Source organism: Synergistaceae bacterium (assembly GCA_021372895.1).
In the GTDB taxonomy this organism is placed as follows: Bacteria; Synergistota; Synergistia; order Synergistales; family Synergistaceae; genus JAJFTP01.
In genome coordinates this window covers 9786-28641 of sequence record JAJFTP010000002.1, presented here as the reverse complement: position 1 = coordinate 28641, position 18856 = coordinate 9786, and the positions used below count along the sequence as shown (strand labels likewise).

At 51.0% G+C, this 18856-nt stretch carries 13 protein-coding genes; 12 read left to right on the top strand and 1 reads right to left on the bottom strand.

Annotated elements, in window-relative coordinates:
• The first annotated feature begins 2 nt into the window (after nucleotides 1-2).
• Both LLF78_00160 and LLF78_00155 read left to right on the top strand, forming a co-directional pair.
• Entirely contained in the window at nucleotides 3-1031 is a 1029-nt protein-coding gene (locus tag LLF78_00160) for a hypothetical protein (GenBank protein MCE5200917.1), read from the top strand.
• 103 nt (nucleotides 1032-1134) lie between these two features.
• Complete coding sequence (locus LLF78_00155; protein MCE5200916.1) at nucleotides 1135-2826, top strand: glutamine--tRNA ligase/YqeY domain fusion protein; 1692 nt, start codon at nucleotides 1135-1137, stop codon at nucleotides 2824-2826.
• Between the two features lie 76 nt (nucleotides 2827-2902).
• Here LLF78_00155 and LLF78_00150 read toward each other — a convergent pair whose 3' ends face one another.
• A complete protein-coding gene (locus LLF78_00150; GenBank protein MCE5200915.1) occupies nucleotides 2903-4246 on the bottom strand; it encodes a glutamate--tRNA ligase in 1344 nt (447 codons plus the stop codon).
• A 185-nt stretch (nucleotides 4247-4431) separates the two neighbouring features.
• Between LLF78_00150 and polA the strand changes: the two genes are divergently transcribed.
• The 10 genes from polA (at nucleotide 4432) to LLF78_00100 (ending at nucleotide 18845) form a co-directional block, all read left to right on the top strand.
• Nucleotides 4432-7017 (top strand): DNA polymerase I, encoded by a 2586-nt coding sequence (gene polA / locus LLF78_00145; protein ID MCE5200914.1) that lies wholly within the window; start codon nucleotides 4432-4434, stop codon nucleotides 7015-7017.
• Nucleotides 7018-7167: 150 nt separating this feature from the next.
• A complete protein-coding gene (rpmE, locus tag LLF78_00140; GenBank protein MCE5200913.1) occupies nucleotides 7168-7407 on the top strand; it encodes a 50S ribosomal protein L31 in 240 nt (79 codons plus the stop codon).
• 105 nt (nucleotides 7408-7512) lie between these two features.
• Nucleotides 7513-8205, top strand: coding sequence for an FAD-dependent thymidylate synthase (gene thyX / locus LLF78_00135; protein MCE5200912.1), 693 nt, complete (start codon nucleotides 7513-7515; stop codon nucleotides 8203-8205).
• Nucleotides 8202-9137, top strand: coding sequence for a DUF1385 domain-containing protein (locus LLF78_00130; GenBank protein MCE5200911.1), 936 nt, complete (start codon nucleotides 8202-8204; stop codon nucleotides 9135-9137). The genes thyX and LLF78_00130 overlap by 4 nt, the downstream gene beginning before the upstream one ends.
• Before the next feature lie 3 nt (nucleotides 9138-9140).
• A complete protein-coding gene (gene prfA, locus LLF78_00125) occupies nucleotides 9141-10214 on the top strand; it encodes a peptide chain release factor 1 (protein ID MCE5200910.1) in 1074 nt (357 codons plus the stop codon).
• 10 nt (nucleotides 10215-10224) lie between these two features.
• The gene (gene prmC, locus LLF78_00120; protein MCE5200909.1) at nucleotides 10225-11070 is read left to right on the top strand and encodes a peptide chain release factor N(5)-glutamine methyltransferase; all 846 of its coding nucleotides are present in this window, start codon (nucleotides 10225-10227) and stop codon (nucleotides 11068-11070) included.
• A 62-nt stretch (nucleotides 11071-11132) separates the two neighbouring features.
• Nucleotides 11133-12332 carry a thioredoxin-disulfide reductase gene (trxB, locus tag LLF78_00115; protein MCE5200908.1) on the top strand — a complete coding sequence of 400 codons (1200 nt, stop codon included), beginning with the start codon at nucleotides 11133-11135 and terminating at the stop codon, nucleotides 12330-12332.
• A 150-nt stretch (nucleotides 12333-12482) separates the two neighbouring features.
• Nucleotides 12483-13589 carry a M48 family metalloprotease gene (locus LLF78_00110; GenBank protein MCE5200907.1) on the top strand — a complete coding sequence of 369 codons (1107 nt, stop codon included), beginning with the start codon at nucleotides 12483-12485 and terminating at the stop codon, nucleotides 13587-13589.
• Between the two features lie 61 nt (nucleotides 13590-13650).
• Nucleotides 13651-15414 (top strand): DNA polymerase III subunit gamma/tau, encoded by a 1764-nt coding sequence (gene dnaX / locus LLF78_00105; GenBank protein MCE5200906.1) that lies wholly within the window; start codon nucleotides 13651-13653, stop codon nucleotides 15412-15414.
• Entirely contained in the window at nucleotides 15414-18845 is a 3432-nt protein-coding gene (locus LLF78_00100; protein ID MCE5200905.1) for a DNA polymerase III subunit alpha, read from the top strand. Before dnaX ends, LLF78_00100 begins: the two co-directional genes overlap by 1 nt.
• Nucleotides 18846-18856: the final 11 nt, after the last annotated feature.

Here is an 18856-nt window from a genome sequence, read left to right as displayed (position 1 = left end):
ACATGACAGACCTGTTTTATTTGATCCTTAAATATTTTTACGCAGGACTCCTTATGTGTGCCACTATACTTTCGGCGGTCTTTGCTGAGAGCTTGTATTATTATCTTCTGTATATTCTTAAACGGAATAGTCAGTCAAGCGTAAAGGCGGTCGCTTCGCCCTTAGTTTTGATAAGGAGGGCTTTTTCTGGAACTGTCATTTTGCCTGAGACTGCATGTGCTGGGCTGGCGCTTTATGGTCCGGCGCTTGCATTTGCGGCGTTTTTACCAGTGTGTGCAAGTATTCCTTTTTGTACGGTGGTGCCGATACTTGATAACGGCAGTGATATTATGCAGATACTGCAGTTTTTTCTGACATCCGAGGCGCTGTCCGTCCTCACAATTTACTCGCTTGGTTCTCCGTCGGCCAATAAGTCCGCGTTCAGACTTATGAAGGAACTGGCCTGTTTTATGCTGCCGCTCATAGCGTTTGTCGCTTCGGTCTCCTGGTATTTTAACATGGCTGCACCGGAGGTCGATGCCTTCAGCCTTAACTCGTTCTCAGTTTTACTGCAGGGGACTGCGATTGGGTGGTGGGGGACCGCGGGCATAATTCTCTTTATATTTATTATAATAAGCCAGATCCCGCACAGCGGCCCTCTGATGGGCTGCGCGCTGTTCGACGAAGGGGAACTTGTGGAATATCAGGGCTGCCAGAGAGCTATAATGCAGATCTGGGCGGTTTTCCGAGCCTATATCATTATCGCTGTAATCACGCACATTTTTTTCCCGTGGAACTATTTCAAGACACTTGACACTTCTGGCTCCGGTATTTCATGGTGGTTTCAGGTGTTTAATTTTGTAGTATTCTGGTTTGTAGTTATTATTGTCAGGGTCTTTGTTTGCCCTGTATGCTGGAAACTGACGGAGATGTTTGAGAGGAAGATCCCCTGCTATGCACGCATCATGCTGTTTCCCGTCCTGACAGCGGCAGCAATGGTGCTCGTTTACTACGAGGCTGTAAAATTATCGCTGGAGGCGGCTGCATTTTAAATCCGCTCGACCCTATTATCACGACAGGGCAAATTTGGTAATATGTGTCTGATTTTACGTGATAGAATTAGAGTTCTTATTTCAATACCCTGGAGGTTTACGAATGAATACAGCAGGAGAGTCAAAAAACCTTAATTTCCTTGAAGATATTATAAAAAAAGATCTCGAGAGCGGCGAGGTAAAATCTGTCAGGACGCGTTTCCCTCCCGAGCCTAACGGATATCTGCACATAGGCCATGCAAAGTCGATCTGTATCAACTTCGGACTTTCCGAACAGTTTGGGGGGGATTGCAATCTGAGATTTGACGACACTAACCCGACAAAGGAAGAGACGGAGTATGTCGAGTCGATTCAGGAAGATGTCAGATGGCTGGGTTTTAAATGGGCTAAGCTCTGCTATGCCTCGGATTACTTTGATCAGCTCCACCGGTGGGCAATCGAACTTATAAAGGCTGGCAAGGCCTACGTAGATGACCAGACTGCCGAAGAAATAAGGATCAACCGCGGGACTCTGACGAAGCCGGGCGTAGATTCACCGTATCGCGGCCGCAGTGTGGAGGAGAACCTGGACCTGTTTGACAGGATGACTAAAGGTGAGTTCGAAGAGGGTTCGCATGTCCTGCGTGCTAAGATAGACATGTCCAGCAGCAACCTAAATATGAGGGACCCTGTGATCTACCGTATCCTGAAGCGCAGCCATCACAGGACAGGCGACAAGTGGTGCGTCTATCCGATGTATGACTTTGCACACGGCTATGAAGATGCGATAGAGGGCGTGACCCATTCTATCTGCACCCTTGAGTTTCAGGACCACAGGCCTCTTTACGATTGGTTCATCGCAAACGTCAGTACCCCGCATGTGCCTCATCAGTATGAGTTTGCCAGGCTTAACCTGACATATACCCTCATGAGCAAGAGGAAGCTGCTTGAACTCGTTAACCTCGGGATCGTGTCCGGCTGGGACGACCCGCGTATGCCTACAATATGCGGATTCAGACGCAGGGGATATACCCCGGAGTCGATCCGCCGCTTCTGCAGGGAGATAGGAGTCTCAAAGGCAGACAGCCTTGTCGAGGTTGAACTTCTACAGCACTTTCTGAGGGAGGAGCTTAACAAGACGGCACCGCGCGCAATGGCGGTACTGCACCCGTTGAAGGTCGTGATCGAAAACTGGGCTGAGGATTTCGTAGACGAACTTAATGCTGAAAATAATCCGGAAGACCCGTCGGCAGGCAGCCGCATGGTGAGGATAGGCAGGGAAATATTTATAGAGCGCGAAGATTTTATGGAGGATCCTGTAAAGGGTTTCTTCCGGCTTTCACCGGGAAGTGAAGTCCGTCTGAAATATGCATATATAATAAAATGTGTCAATGTCGTAAAAAATAAGGACGGCGAAGTCACAGAGCTGCGCTGCATCGCTGACATGGATAGCCGCGGCGGAGACGCTCCTGACGGAAGAAAGATAAAGGGCACCCTGCACTGGGTATGGGCTGGGGATGCGGTTACTGCCAGAGTCAACCTCTACAGTAATCTTTTCACGCTCCGTAATATGAGCGAGATGGAAGCAGGAAAGGATTATAAGGACTATCTGAATCCGGATTCTCTCGTTGTCATTGATAACGCTCTTGTTGAGCCGATTGTTGCACAAGCGAAGCCTCTGGAGAAATTTCAGTTTCTGCGCCATGGATATTTCTGTGCGGATCATGAAAGCCGGCCGGAATCACCTGTCTTTAACCTGGCCGTCTCTTTGAAGGATTCATGGGGCAAGGAGCAGAAGAAACAGCAGTCTATGTAAAAACAACGGCAATATCGTCAACCATGGCGCCGCCAATGTATTTTTAAACGGCGGCGCCATTTTTTAACGGAGTGTCTCAATCCACGAAATCGTAATATTTAAGCCGTCTGCGGCACTCTTCTTTGCCAAGCTGCGCCGCGACTTCGAAGACGCCCGGGCTGACCTTGCGTCCGGTCAACGCCCAGCGTAACGGCATTGCCACTTCTTTCATGCTGCTGCCGTTTGTCGCTGTCCATGCTTTAGTAAAGGCCTCAAGCTCATCGGGCTTCCATTCTTCCATCTTACTGAGGAGCTCTCCGCAGAATTTTTTGAGGATATCCCTATGTTCGGCGCTGATCTCCGAGGCATCGTAGCGCCTCTTTACCGCATCAAAAGAGATAAAGTAGTCGCTGTAATCCGCGAGCTGCAGGGTGGTCTGTCCTCTGCCGCCCATGGTGCGGAGGGCTGCCGCAAGGTACTCGTCAGTGAACGGACTGAGGTCAAGGCCCATCTTTAGCCAGATCGGGCGGATGATCCCCAGAAGCTTCATCGGATCCATGATCTTCATCTGCTCCTGGTTGATATGGTTCAGTTTGTCCATATCGAGAACCGCCGGCTTTTTTGTTACGGCTGTAATATCGAAGAGTTTCACTGCATCCTCGCGCGTAAATATCTCCTGCCCGTTTCTCGGCGACCAGCCAAGCAGAGCTAGAAAGTTGAAGACCCCGTCGGAAAGATAGCCCATGTCGCTGTATTCAAAGACGCTCGTTGCGCCCTGCCTCTTTGAGAGCTTCTTCTTGTCCTTTCCGAGGATCATCGGAAGGTGCGCGAACTTTGGCGGCTCAAACCCGAGGGCATCGTAGAGGAGCAGCTGTTTAGGTGTATTTATGATGTGGTCTTCGCCTCTTATTACAGTGTTGATCTTCATTGTAAAGTCGTCTATGACCACCGCGTAGTTGTATGTGGGCATTCCGTCCCTCTTGATTATGACGATGTCCTTTATTGAGCCGTCTTGATTGACCGACGCATTTTCGCTCATAACCTCTATGTGTCCGTAGACCGCATCGTCAAATGCAATAAGCTTGCCGGAGGGGACCTTATAAAATATTGCGCCGTCCCGGACATATGCCTGTCCGGTGTCGACCAGCCGGTTCGCATAATCGCGGTATGACTCCATACGCTCGGACTGCCTGTATGGTCCGAAATCCCCGCCTTTGTCCGGCCCCTCGTCCCAGTCGAAGCCCATCCACCGCATCCCGTCGAGGATGCTCCTTTCATATTCGGCCGTCGAGCGCTCCGCATCCGTGTCCTCTATGCGGAGGACGAATGTCCCGCCTGTGTGGCGGGCCCATAGCCAGTTAAAGAGGGCCGTGTGCGCTCCCCCTATGTGCAGCGATCCTGTAGGGCTGGGTGCAAATCTTACGCGGACTTTATCTGTCATTATATTATGCCTCCCATGGTCTATAATAATTAACGGCCGGACGGTATTCACGTTATAACCTATGCGAAATCAATTCGAGCCGTGCTGTTTTCATATGAAACTGCATGAGTTATGGTATGGACCCGATAAGTTCAGCATCGCACGACTAGAGATTATACCCTAAGAGACAGGGGATGGGTCAAATAATGAAGAGGGAAATGTTTTTGATAGACGGACACGGGCTTGCTTTCAGGGGATTTTACGCTCTTCCTGCGACATTGGCGGCCTCTGACGGGACGCCGACCAATGCCATCGTAGGTTTTATGAATATGCTGCTCAAAGGCATGGACAAATGGGGCAGGGATGGTATCGGTCTTTTCTTCGATCCCAAGGGACCCACGAGGCGCCATGAGATCTTCAAGGCGTATAAGGAGGGAAGACGCCCTACCCCCGAAGAATTCAAGATACAGTTGCCTCTCATAATAGAGTTGAGCAGGGCTATGGGCATACCAGTTTTTATCAGGGATGGAGTCGAAGCGGATGACTATATCGTCTCTACCGCCTGCTCTGCCGCAGAGGACGGGTGGAAAGTGAATATCCTGTCTGCCGACAAGGACCTCCTGCAGGTAGTGAGCGGGGATATATCAGTCATACGCCCGACTAAGGGCGTGAGTGACTTCAGGCTGTACGATGAAGGGTACTTCACTGCAGAGTTCGGATTTGCGCCCGCCAGAATGGCGGATTACCTTTCCCTTATAGGCGACACTGTGGACAACATACCGGGAGTCCCGGGAATAGGCGATAAGACGGCCAGGGAACTTATTGTGTCATACGGGGCACTGGAGGGTATTTATGAACATATCGGCGAAATTGCGAAGGGCAGACGCTCCAAGCTTGAAGAAAACAGAGACCTGGTATTTTTAAGCAGGGGGCTTATAATACCGCAGATAACCGAGGCTGTGTCTCTTGAGCAGCTTTCTGCCGCCGGGCCTGATATGGAGTCATTGAGGCCGCTATGCACAAGACTTGGGCTTAAGAAACTGCTGCAGCGCTTTGAAACTTCAGCAGAAGGCGGAAATACATTAAAATCGTCACAGAAAGCGCCGGCAGTCAATGGAGGAGATAAGGAAAACAACTCGGATCTGTATGTTTCCGCTGTCCCTGCGCCATGTAAGTCGGACCTTTCTGAAATACTTTTATTGAAAGAGCTTGCGATCGCTGCAGGAGAAGAGAATAATTTTTTTCTTGCCGCCAGGGATGGCCGTTTCGCATGTCTGAGGCTTTGCGATGCGGATGAAACGGCTGCTTTTGCCGAATGGTCTGAGTCAGGGACACTGACGCTTTATGGTTATCGCGAAATGCTTGTGAAAAATCAGCTGCACTTGCCGCCGTTCCACCATATCAAGGACGTTGAGATAGCACATTATCTTCTGCATCCTGACAGGGGCGGAACTGGCATAGAGAAGACGATCGGACGTCAGCTCCGGCATGGGGCAGAGCTTGCCTCTGATCTGTTCGGCATGTATGATACATTTGAACGACAGCTTAAGGAATATTCGCTTGATAAGCTTATGTATGAACTGGACCTGCCCCTATGTCCTGTCCTTGCAAAACTTCAAAATAATGGTATTCCCATCGACAGGAACAGGCTTGCAGTTCTGGCATCAGATCTTGAGACGGAGATCACAGGTATTGAAACCGACCTTGCTGATATGATAGGGGAGAGGATTAACCTTAACTCACCAAAGCAGGTAAGTTGGCTTTTGTTTGAGAAACTCAGGCTTCCGCCTTTTAAAAAGAACAAATCCGGATATTCGACCGACATAAGTGTGCTTGAAGAACTGGCGCGGCTTCCCGAGCCGCTCTGCGACATCCCGTCGAAATTGATAGAGTATCGTGAACTGACGAAAATCCTTTCCGGGTTTGTACAGCCTTTCCTCAATCTTTCATCACATGGCGACGGCCGCATCCACTCCACTTTTGATCATCTGTCTACCGGAACAGGGCGTCTTGCAAGCAGAGACCCAAATGTGCAGAATATGCCTGTCTTTGGACGCTGGGCAGTCAGGTTCAGGGACTGCTTTGTCCCGTCCGCACCGGATAAAATATTTGTTGCGGCAGACTATTCACAGATCGAGCTTCGCGTGCTTGCCCACTTATCAGGCGAAGAAAGGCTTATAGAGGCTTTTAAGGAAGGACGCGACATTCACATGGAGACGGCCTCCTGGGTGTTCGGCCTGCCGCCGGAGGATATTACTCCCGAACAAAGGCGTTTCGCCAAGGTCGTAAATTTCGGGCTGCTCTATGGAATGAGCGCTCACGGGTTGGGCCGGAGGCTTGGTATCCCCAGACCGCAGGCGGCTTCTATGGTGGAGAGGTACTTCAGTGTTCTGCCGAAGGTGAAAGAATATCTTGACAAAAGCATGAAGGATGCCAGAGCTGCCGGTTTTACACGTTCTATCTTCGGCCGCATACGGCCGCTGGCAGAGGTATCGACGGTGGAGGGCAGAGGGAATGATCCTATAGGCAGAGTTGCGGTAAATACTCCGATACAGAGTGCTGCTTCCGACATCGCGAAGATCGCGCTGATGAGGTTTGATAAGGTCCTCTCGGATGAATTTACGGGGGCATTCCCTGTTCTTCAGATACATGACTCCATAGTCTGCGAATGCTGGGCAAAGGATGCCGATGCAGTAGAAAAGCGGCTTGTAGCAGTGATGGAGAGCGTCGATGTGCTGAGCGTTCCTGTCAAGGCGGAACCAAAACATGGGGATTCTCTCAGCAAAGTCTGATTTTACATATTATGTGAGGATCGTTCCCGGACATGTGGATCAATGCGGGATACCCTGATCCGCTAAATAAAAACTTGCGTCTTTCGGAAACCTGCAATATAATGTCTTATTGTATGTTAGACGTACAAGAACATCTGGAGGTGCAATACATTGAAGAAGGATATACATCCAAAATATGAGACCTGCAAGGTAACCTGCGCCTGCGGCAATACATTCGAAACCAGGTCAACGACAGGGGACATGAGAGTTTCGGTTTGCAATGCATGTCATCCTTTCTACACCGGCAAGAAAGGCCGCGTTATCGAGGCAGGACGCCTTGAAAAATTCCGTCAGAAGTACGCAGGCGTGAATTACGGACAGAAGACAACGAAAGAGACAACCGAAGAATAGCGAATAATAGCTTTTACCCACGAGGGGAGCGAGATTGCTCCCCTCTTTTTTCTCATGCCCCCAATTCCTGTTTTGCGGCATGATTCTGACCGAGGAGGCATCCCTGTGGCTATTTTCGTAAAACTTATTGCAGCAACGCCCGATGCGGCAAAAATTGTTGCCGCTGCAGCCAGGATGTGCTACAGCCCCTCCGGCGCCGCAGACATCCTTGATGGGCTTGATGCGGAAAAAACAGCTTCTTTTTTAAACATGCTGGCCGAGTCCGGGCACATGTCGCCGTTCGAGCATGTCTCGTTTACCTTCGCAATAGAAGGCATAAGCCGTGTTACGACACATCAGCTCGTCCGCCACAGGCTGGCAAGCTATTCTCAGCAGAGCCAGCGCTACGTCGGGATGACAGGGCAGACATGTATCATACCGCCGGAGATCGAATGTAATCCTGAGGCACTCTCTTTATTTAAAAAAGGAATCGAAAAGGCGTGGGATTGTTATGAAAAACTTGTAGAGATGGGTATTACAAAGGAAGATGCCCGTTTTATACTGCCCCACGGCACTGAGACAAGGATCGTCGTCTCGATGAACGCGCGGGAGCTGCATCATTTCTTTGAGCTGCGTCTCTGTAAACGCGCACAATGGGAGATAAGGGATCTGGCACGCCGGATGCTCATACTTGCAAGGAACACTGCTCCTGAAATATTTGAAAATTGCGGGCCCTCCTGCGTGACCCGCGGAGCATGCGCAGAAGCTCGTCCTTGTAACGATCCTTACCCGAGTATGGAGAAAATGCTTTCAGAATGAATATTTTTTTTATAATACAGATAGTTGTATCCGCTCTGTCAGGTGTTCAGCGGGATAGGATCCCTGTAGGCGGGCAGGCGGTTATCGAGGGAGTCCTCATGAAAGGTCCGGAGCACTGGGGCCTTGCGGTGAGAGAGCCGGGCGGGAGGATCTGGCTCAAGTCATGGCTGGGTTCTGTCTGGATCAAGCATGGAATATGGAAGCTGCCGGTTATCCGCGGATTTGCCACGATGGTTGAAATGATGAGAATAGGCATGAAGGCCCTTTCCCTCTCAGCTGAGATCAGCCTTGGTGAGGAAGATAAGATTTCCCCGCTCGAGATGGCATTATCAATTGCTGCCGCGATCTTCGCAGTGATAGGACTTTTTATCGCGCTTCCCATGTTTGTCGCCGAATACCTCACATATCTGTTCAATTTATCCCATGTGTGGAAGAATGCGGCTGAAGGCGTCATGCGCGGGCTGGTCTTCATCGGCTATGTCGCACTTATCGGCATGTGGAAGGACATACGGCGTGTATTTGAATACCACGGCGCGGAGCATAAGACTATCAACGCTTATGAACAGGGATCTGAACTGACCCCGGAAGCAGTGTCCCGATATTCAAGGATACACAGACGCTGCGGGACGTCTTTCCTCCTGGTGGTTATTTTTGTAAGTATAATAGTCTTTTCGGCTATAGGCGGAGGTTCCATAGCCTGGCGTATCGGAAGCAGGGTTCTCCTTCTTCCTTTTGTGATAGGTATATCTTATGAATTTATAAAGGGAGCGTCGAACTCGGATACGTGGGGAAGGATATGCATAATGCCAGCGCTTTCCCTGCAATACATCACGACCAGGGACCCAAGCCCCGACCAGATCGAGGTAGCGCTTGCAGCGCTTGATCTGGCGCTCCATCCGGAAAAAGACAATCAGACAGCACAGGTGGTGTAGTTCATGGAACTTCTGAGTAAATTACAGGAAATAGAGAAAAGTTTTAAGGAAATAGAGGAGCGGATGTCTATCCCCGAGGTGGCGAACGACCCCCAGGAGATGCAGTCGCTGGGCAGGAAACATTCCGAACTGGCCCCGATAGTCGATGCCTTTATGCGGTATGAAGCGGTAATAAAAGGCATCAATTACGCAAAAGAGATGATCGCAGGCGGCGATGAGGACATGGCGGAACTGGCAAAAGAGGAGCTGGCTCTGCTGGAAGAACAGATCCCGGAGCTTGAGCGTCATATACAGCTGCTGCTGCTGCCGAAGGATCTGAACGACGACAAGAGCGTAATAATAGAGATCAGAGGCGGGGCCGGCGGAGAAGAGGCCGCCCTCTTTGCCGCCGACCTCTTCCGCATGTATACCCGTTTTGCTGAACGCGAGCACTGGAAGACAGAGCTGATATCCGCGAACGAAACCGGCATCGGAGGATACAAGGAAGTGGTCTTCCGTGTGGACGGCGTCGGAGCTTTCAGCAGCCTTAAGTTCGAGAGCGGTGTCCATCGCGTACAGCGTGTCCCCGAGACAGAGGCAAGCGGACGCATCCATACGTCTACCGCCACTGTTGCAGTTCTGCCGGAAGCTGAAGAAGTGGACGTCGAGATCCGGACTGAGGATCTTAAGATAGATACGTACCGTTCCAGCGGCGCCGGCGGCCAGCATGTCAACATGACGGACTCCGCGGTAAGGATAACGCATCTTCCCAGCGGTATTGTGGTCACGTGCCAGGATGAGCGCTCACAGATAAAGAATAGAGCTAAGGCCATGCAGTTCCTGCGTACCAAGCTTTACGCCGCTGAGCTCCAGAGGATGAACGCCGCCATGGCTGCCGAGCGCAAAGGCCAGGTGGGGACCGGTGACCGCTCCGAGCGTATCAGGACATATAACTACCCGCAGAATCGCCTTACAGATCACAGGATAAACCTGACCCTGTACAAACTTGACCAGATACTGGACGGCGATATCTACGAGCTTATCCGCGCACTGTCTGATGCGGACCAGGCGGAAAAACTGAAGGCGCTTTCTCTCTGAGGAAGAGGAATTGAAGCTCTCTGAACTTCGCAGAGTATGCAGGGATATGCTGACCGAAGGTAATATCGACAGGCCTTCTTATGTAACGGATGTCCTTGTTTCAAAGATTATCAGTGTAGACAGGGCGCTGCTTATAACCAGAAATGACGATGATATCCCAAAACGCGAATGCGATATGGTTTTATCTATGGCGGAGCGGAGGTTGCGGCATGTACCGCTCTCCTATGTGATCGGCGAGGCGGAGTTTTACGGATATGTCCTTAAAGTAGGCGAGGGATGCCTCATCCCCAGGCCGGAGACGGAGCTCCTCGCAGAGGAGATGCTGAAACTATGTCCCGGTCCGAAGCGTTTCGCGGACTGGTGCACGGGAAGCGGATGCATAGCGATCGCACTGCTTCTTCAGAATGAGAATTACTCCGGGGTCGCTGTCGATTCAAGCCAAGAGGCGCTTAAATGGGCTGAAATAAACAGAAAGTTATACGGTCTTGACGGCAGGCTTGAGCTGATATGCTCTGCGGACCCGTTAAAATGCGGCATAGAGAACGGATCGCTTGATTTTATAACAGCCAATCCTCCGTATATACCTGAGGAGGAAATTGCGGGGCTTATGCATGATGTCCGGGACCACGAGCCGCTCGAGGCTCTCGACGGCGGAGCGGATGGTCTTGAAGTGTACAGGATGCTCTTCGCCGCGATCCCGCCTTTTTTGAGATCAGGAGGCTTTGTAGGTTTTGAAACAGCCGGTGACAGTCAGTGTTATGCTTTGGAGGATATGGCTCCGCCTTGCCTTGTGCTTAAAAAAAGAATTTTTGATTATAGCGGCGTCATGCGTCATCTGATATGGCAAAAATTATAAAAACACGTTAGAATCCAGGCATCATCACTGGAGTATCAGAAAATCCGGAAGGGGTGTTTTTTTTGGAAAAGAGAGAACTCGTAATCATAGGAGCCGGACCTGCAGGTTTGACTTCGGCCATATACGGCCGCCGTGCCGGACTGGATGTCCTTCTTCTCGAAAAGGGGATAGCAGGAGGCCAGATCAACATTACAGATGAAATAGAAAACTGGCCCGGTGTTATCCACTCAACAGGTTCGGAACTCGGAGTTTCATTTCGCAAACATGCCGAGCACTTTAACACAGAGTTCAGGGACTGCACGGTGAAGGGGATCGATATTCGCAACGGCAGCAAGATAGTAGTGACGGATAAAGGCGAGATCGAAGCCGAGGCAGTGATCCTCGCTACGGGAGCAAGCTTCCGTAAGCTCGGATGCCCAGGCGAAGCAGAATTCACCGGAGGCGGTGTAAGCTACTGTGCCGTCTGTGACGCGGCATTCTTTGAAGATGAGACGATAGCTGTCGTCGGCGGCGGAAACGTTGCGGTCGAGGAGGCAGGATACCTGACCCGTTTTGCATCCAAGGTATATATCATTCACAGGCGCGATGAATTCAGGGCCGATAGGCTTGCGGTGGAGCAGGCTCTGGCGAACCCTAAGATCGTCCCGATCTGGAATACTGTCGTTGAGTCGATAGAGGGCGATGGTGTCGTAGAGAAGCTCGTTATTAAAAATGTAAAGACCGGAGAGGTATCGGATCTTCCTGTCGCCGGCGTGTTTGTCTTTGTCGGTACGGAACCTAACGTATCATATCTTGGAGAGCCCGGTTCGGTCGTAAGACAGACAAAAGGCGGCTGGGTCGACACCAATGACAAAATGGAGACATCTTTAGAGGGTATTTTTGCAGCCGGAGATATCCGAGACAAGTATCTGCGCCAGGTCGTCACGGCAGCCGGAGACGGAGCTGTGGCAGCTATGGCCGCATACGCCTATATCACCGAACAACTGCATCTGCGCTCCGTTCTGACGGAGCCGGAACATGTCTTCGCCCTCTTCACGTCCAGCATAGATCAGGCGCAGGTGACGCTTCAGGTCGAAGCCGAGAGATATACGAAAGAAAGCGGCAAAAAGGTCGCTTTCATCGACGGATACCGTAACAGCAGGATGACGGAGAAACTTGGCCTTACAGCTATGCCTGCGCTGGTAGAGCTTAAAAAAGGCGAGATCGTCCGTGTCGTTCAGGTAAAGGATATCGCGGATATAAAGGAATTTATAGCGGGATAGGCGAAACCTGCGCACAGTAAGACAGGAGGCATGCCTGCTATCGGGCGGCCTCCGTTTTTTTTTCTGCGCACACGTATTATTGCCCTTTGCAATATGGCTCAAATCGGGTATAAATTTTTGAATGCCTTTTATGTCACGGAGGTGGCACATATGAGAAAAGCTGTTGTGGTGCTTATCCTTGCATCCTTTGCCGCATTATATACGGTTTCTCCCCTCCTGGCCGATGCTTCGCCCGCACCAACATCAAAGACGATCGAACGCGAGATCAAAATGGGAAAAAAAATTTCCGAGCAGGTGGAGAAAGAGATGCCGCGTGTTCTGGATCCTGCGGAAGAAGCGCGCCTTGGGATGATTGCAGGCAAACTCATCCCTTATCTTGAGCGTGATCTGGAATATAAGGTACGTATTGTCGATATGAAGGAGCCCAATGCTTTTTCCCTCCCTGGAGGGATGACGTATATTACCACAGGCATGCTTGATTTTCTTAAGAGTGATCCCGAGATAGCGGCAGTGCTGGCTCATGAATTTATACACGCCGATCGTGCGCATGTTATAGTACAGGCTGCACGCAACAACAGGCTGAACATAATGACTATTGCCGGAATAATCGCCGCCACACAGGGAGGCGGCGCAGGCGCCATGATAATGACAGGCGCCATGCAGACAGCAATAATGAACGCCTACAGCATCGACCTTGAAAAAGAAGCTGATGCCAGAGGCATAGACGTACTTACCAAAGCAGGCTACAACCCGGCTGCCATGCTTACAATGATGGAGAGGCTGAAGATAGAACAACTGCAACGTGCCTATGTCGACCCCGGTATTTTCCAAACTCACCCGGAAGTCGAAGAGCGGGTCGAAGCGGCACTTAAATACATGAAAGACAAAGGCATCGAAGTGCAGAGAAAAGATGTCTTACAGAGCCTTAAGATCGATGTGGACAATGTCTCCGATGATGTCCGTATAACTGTGGATGGGGCGGTTTTGTTATCTCATCCGAAGGACCCGGAAGCGGATAAGCTGTTCCGCGAGCTCAAGACCCGCCTTGATGAGACTCTGGAGCTGGAGCTGGCTCCCTACGATATACAGGTGATGGGGGCAGGAGAAAAACAATTGCTGATGATCAAAGGAAGGGTCATTCTGTCAGCGGGTGAGCTGCTTGCCGGAATGCCTGCCCTTGCGGAGATACGCGGCAGGATCAACGATGCGCTAATCAAGGCAAGAAAGGGAAACCTTCTAACGGATTATTTCAAGTAAAAAGACGATTTTAAGCCGGCATTCCTGTAAAATAGTGGAAGCTGAAAAGAGGAGGGGTATCATGTATGTTTCACTCTACCGCAGATATAGGCCCCAGACATTTTCGGATATGGTGGGGCAGAATGCTGCGGTCGGCGTTCTGCAGGAATCACTGAAGGAGGGCCGTCTCGGGCATGCCTATCTTTTCTCAGGCCCGCGCGGATGCGGGAAAACTTCTGCTGCCCGTCTTGTCGCCAAGAGCCTTAACTGTCAGCATCCGACGGCGGAAGCAGAGCCTTGCGGAGAGTGCTCCAGCTGTATCAGTATTGCACTGGGAGAACACCTGGACGTCATTGAGATCGACGGGGCTTCCAACAGGGGCATAGGAGAAATAAGAGACCTTAAAAGCCATGTGAATCTTAAGCCGCTTAGCGCCGAATACAAGGTCTATATAATCGATGAAGTCCACATGCTTACTGAAGCGGCATTCAACGCACTGCTTAAAACGCTTGAAGAGCCGCCCTCCAATGTAGTATTCCTGCTCGCGACCACCGAACCTTATAAAGTGCCGGTAACTATACGTTCGAGATGCCAGCATATCCCGTTCCACCGCATATCTATCGCGGACATGGTCAAACGCATTTCTTATGTCTGCAATTGTGAGAACATCACGGCAGACAACGAGGCCATCTGGGAGGTGGCGCGCCAGGCCGACGGCGCCCTGAGAGATGCGCTCTCCCTTACCGAACAGGCCGTCGCTCTTGGTAAAGGCAGTTTAACACTGGACAGTGTCCGTGACCTCACCGGGGGCAGCAATAGGACAGAGCTGGAAAAATGGGTTACCGAGCTGCGTACGGATCCCGAAAAGTCTGCTGCAGATCTGCATGCAATGCTTGCAAGGGGGATCTCCGCCGAGCGTTTTACGGAGTCCCTGTTTGCAATATTCAGGGATCTCTGGATGTTCTCGCTGTGGGGCGAGGGTTCGTTTGAGGCGCTAGAGGCCTCCGACGCTGAACGCGAATTTCTTAAGAATGAGACCGGAGCATGGACTCCGGACAAACTCAGGGCTGCATGCATGCTGTGCAACCGCCTGCTGCCCAGGGCGCGCTACGGCATGAGGCTCGAGGTGTTTTCCGGACTCATAATGCTTGAACTTATGAATGTGACGGAGGGGAAGCTTGCAGAAACCGAGAGGGCTTTGACCCGCATGCCGGCTCATACCCCGGCGGCTGCGGCGCCTTTGACGGAAGCCCGAAAGCAGGCGCATGTCACGCCGCCTGAGCCTCAAAGTGCTCCTGATCTGAAAAAGGCGTTTGCCGATCCAAAGCCTTTCTATGTGCCGGAAGATATTATTTCAGCGCCGGCGCCCCTGGCATACGACATTTCCGCCTTATGCTCGGACCTTGGAGAGGGGACGTTCTCAAAACTTTTATCATTGCTTGAAAGCAGGCATATCCAGATCGCGGCCGCCCTTATCGGCTGTACGCTTCTGCGTACCGATTCCGGATGGGATATTGCTTTTAATGGGAACCCGCATGCGGAGGTGTTTTTCTCAATCCCGCAGAACAGGAAAATACTCTCCCAGGCAGTACAGGGATTTTGGGAAATAAATAGCGGGCCTGACGAAACAACAAGTCCGGCTGCCGCAGATGATCCTCTTTTCCCACAGGTAAACGGCACGGCGCCCGTGGCCGGAAAGACTCTCCCTGATGATGGAAAGAAGCGTCAGACGATGGCCTCGGACAGGACGGACAGGATGCTTAAGCTTATGGGGGCGGAGATCCTTTATGTAAAGGAGGCGGGCTTTGGAGAAGATCCGGAATCTTCCCAAGGCGGGGAACAGTAATGGATAAACCATTTGTACATCTACATGTCCACAGCGAATACAGCCTGCTTGACGGCGCCAATAAGTGCGGTGACCTTGCCGAGACGGCAAAAGAGATGGGAATGGATGCCGTTGCGATTACAGATCATGGCGTCATGTACGGCTGTGTCGAGTTCTATGGCAAATGTAAGGCGGCAGGCGTCAAACCGATACTAGGCTGTGAGGTCTATGTCGAACCTAACGGCTACACCTGCCGTGACGGGAAAAATCTGTACCATCTTATCCTTCTTGCTGAGAACGACGAGGGATATCACAATCTTATGCGCATTGTCTCAGTGGCCAACACAGACGGTTTTTATTACAAACCGAGGATCGACCATGACCTCCTTGCGAAATACAGCAGAGGGATAATAGGCGCCTCTGCATGTCTTGGCGGAGAGATCCCCAATCTTATAATCAAGGGTGATATAGAGGGTGCGGCCGCGAGGGCTGGGCTTTACAGAGATATTCTGGGCAAGGGCAACTTTTATCTGGAACTTCAGCACAACAGCATCCCGGAGCAGGCGATCGTGAACAAGACACTCGTAGATATCGCACACAGGTACGATTTTCCTCTTATTGCGACAAACGACTCTCATTATATGAAAAAGAGTGACGCCGACTGGCACGATGTACTGCTCTGTGTCCAGACCAACAGCACCGTCGACAACCCGAACAGATACAGATTTACCGGAGATGACTATTACTTCCGTTCTCCGGATGAAATGTGGAAGATATTCGGCGCAGAATTGCCGGAAGCACTTATAAACACTCAGAGGATCGCAGACAGGTGCAATGTGGAGCTTGAGACGGGACATTATTATCTGCCGGAATTCCCCCTGCCGAAAGGAGAAACGCTGGAGACACACCTGCGCGGCATGGCGGAAGAAGGGCTCAGGCGTCGGCTTAAAACAGATATCCCGCCCGAAGAATACGCGTCGCGTCTTCGCTATGAGCTCAGTATTATCGAGCAGATGGGCTTTTCAGGTTATTTCTGCATCGTTTCAGACATAATAATCGCGGCAAAGGAACGGAACATACCGATCGGCCCGGGACGAGGCTCGGCCGCGGGATCCGTCGTTGCATGGTCGCTTGGCATAACCGATCTTGACCCTATCCGCTACAATCTGCTTTTTGAACGTTTCCTGAACCCAGAACGTATCAGCATGCCGGATATCGACACCGACGTCTCTGATAAAGGGCGGGATGAGCTTATTGCTTATATCGTTGAAAAATACGGCAGCGACAGGGTCGCCCAGATAATAACCTTCGATCGCATGAAGAGCAGGGGGGCCATAACTGACGCAGGAAGGGCCCTGGGCATACCCATACCTGAGGTACGCAAGGTCACAAAGCTCATACCTGACGCGCTCAAATCCGGTATCAAGAATATCACGGAGGCACTTGAAAGCGTGCCCGACCTTAAATTGCTCTATGATTCTGACCAACGCATAAAAAGACTTCTTGACGTGGCATCGCATATAGAAGGGATATCACGGCACTGCTCCCAGCACGCCGCGGGTGTGGTGATAACGCCCAAGCCTATAACAGAGATGGTCCCCGTCCGTAAATTCGGAGAGAACCAGATCGTCACCCAGTATTCGATGGAGCCGGTCGAAAAACTCGGTCTTGTAAAGATGGATTTTCTTGGGCTTAAAACGCTTTCTGTGCTGGAGGGTGCGCTGAATAACGTCAAAGCGAACGGCAAAGGCAGCATAGACCTTAACGAGATACCTATGGACGACAAAAAAACCTTTGAGATGCTCCAGCGCGGAGAGACACTTGGCGTCTTCCAGCTTGAATCGACCGGAATGACGGCGCTGGTGCGCCGTATGAAGCCTGACTGCTTTGAAGACCTTATAGCTCTTGTGGCACTCTACCGTCCAGGACCTCTTGAGAGCGGCATGGCTGACCAGTATGTCCGCTGCAAACACCATGAAGAGCCGGTCCGCTATCTCCATCCATGCCTTGAGGAATCCATGAAAGAGACATACGGGGTCATTCTTTATCAGGAGCAGGTCATGCAGAGCGCATCAGCGCTTGCCGGTTATACGCTGGGAGAGGCGGATCTTCTGCGCCGTGCAATGGGGAAGAAGAAAGCCGGGGTCATGGCGGAGCAGAGAGCCAAATTCGTCAGCGGCGCCTTAAAAAATGGGGTCGATACGAAGACGGCGGGGGAAATTTTCGACATAATCGAAAAGTTTGCGGGGTACGGTTTCAATAAGTCGCACAGCGCCGCTTATGCTCTTATAAGCTACAGGACTGCATGGCTCAAAGCCAATTACGGGCCGGAGTTCCTTGCCGCTTATCTGACCAGTATAATCGGTTCTAAGATGGATGTCCTTGGGCAGTATATAAGAAGCGTGAGAGATGCAGGTTATCCTGTCCTGCCACCAGATATAAATGTCTCGAAGGAAGATTTCACTGTAGTGGGCGATGTGATCAGGCTTGGACTCTCTGCGGTAGCTAAGGTCGGAAGAGGCGCGGTCTTAAGCATTATAGAGAGCAGGGAGAAGGACGGTCCCTTTGTTTCTTTCTGGGATTTCTTCCTTCGGATCGATACCAGGGTGGTCAACAGGGGAGTAATTGAAAACCTGATAAAGGCCGGTGCATTTGACAGCATTGAGGCAAACAGGGCAAAACTTTTGTCTGCAATGCCGCTCTTTCTGGATGCGGCTTCCAGACGTGCCTCCGATTCCAACCAGTGTTCGCTTTTCTCTGACGAGGACAGCGCCGGGCTTGAACCGGAGATGGAGGAGTGCGATGATATCAGCATCAGGCAAAAGCTGGATTTTGAAAAGGAGAGCATGGGGCTTTATATATCAGGTCATCCGTTTGACCAGTACCTCCCGTTCGCAAAAGACTATATCACATGTCCTATTGCCATGCTTGAACATTGGCAGTCGCCGCAGGTCCCGGTAATAACAGCCGGTCTGCTGCTCTCGTCTGCCGAACGCTACACAAAGAGCGGGGATCCGATGGGCATACTTGTCTTCGAAGATTCAGAAGCAACCGTGGAAGTTGTGATGTTCAGGAAGCAATGGGCCGCTTACAAGCCGCTTCTGACGACAGGTTCCTTTTATGTAATAAAAGGACAGGTCCGCAATGACAGAGGCATCTCAATACTTGCAGATGAGATATACACGGAGGAAGAATTTGCCGAAAAACTTGATCCGCATGTTACTATAACAATTGACGCAGATGGACTGGATGAGAATTTCTGCCAGGGACTTTTCAATATTTTCGGGCAGAACAGAGGAAAGTATGAGGTCATGCTGAAGCTTGTCTCGTCTGAGAAGACGGTTGTATCATATTTGAAGAGGGTCAAAATCGATCCGGGAGAAAAATTGATCGCTGATCTGGAAAAATTTTCAAAAGGCATGGCGGTCTGTGAATATATGGGCCGCGGATAGAGACAATTAGG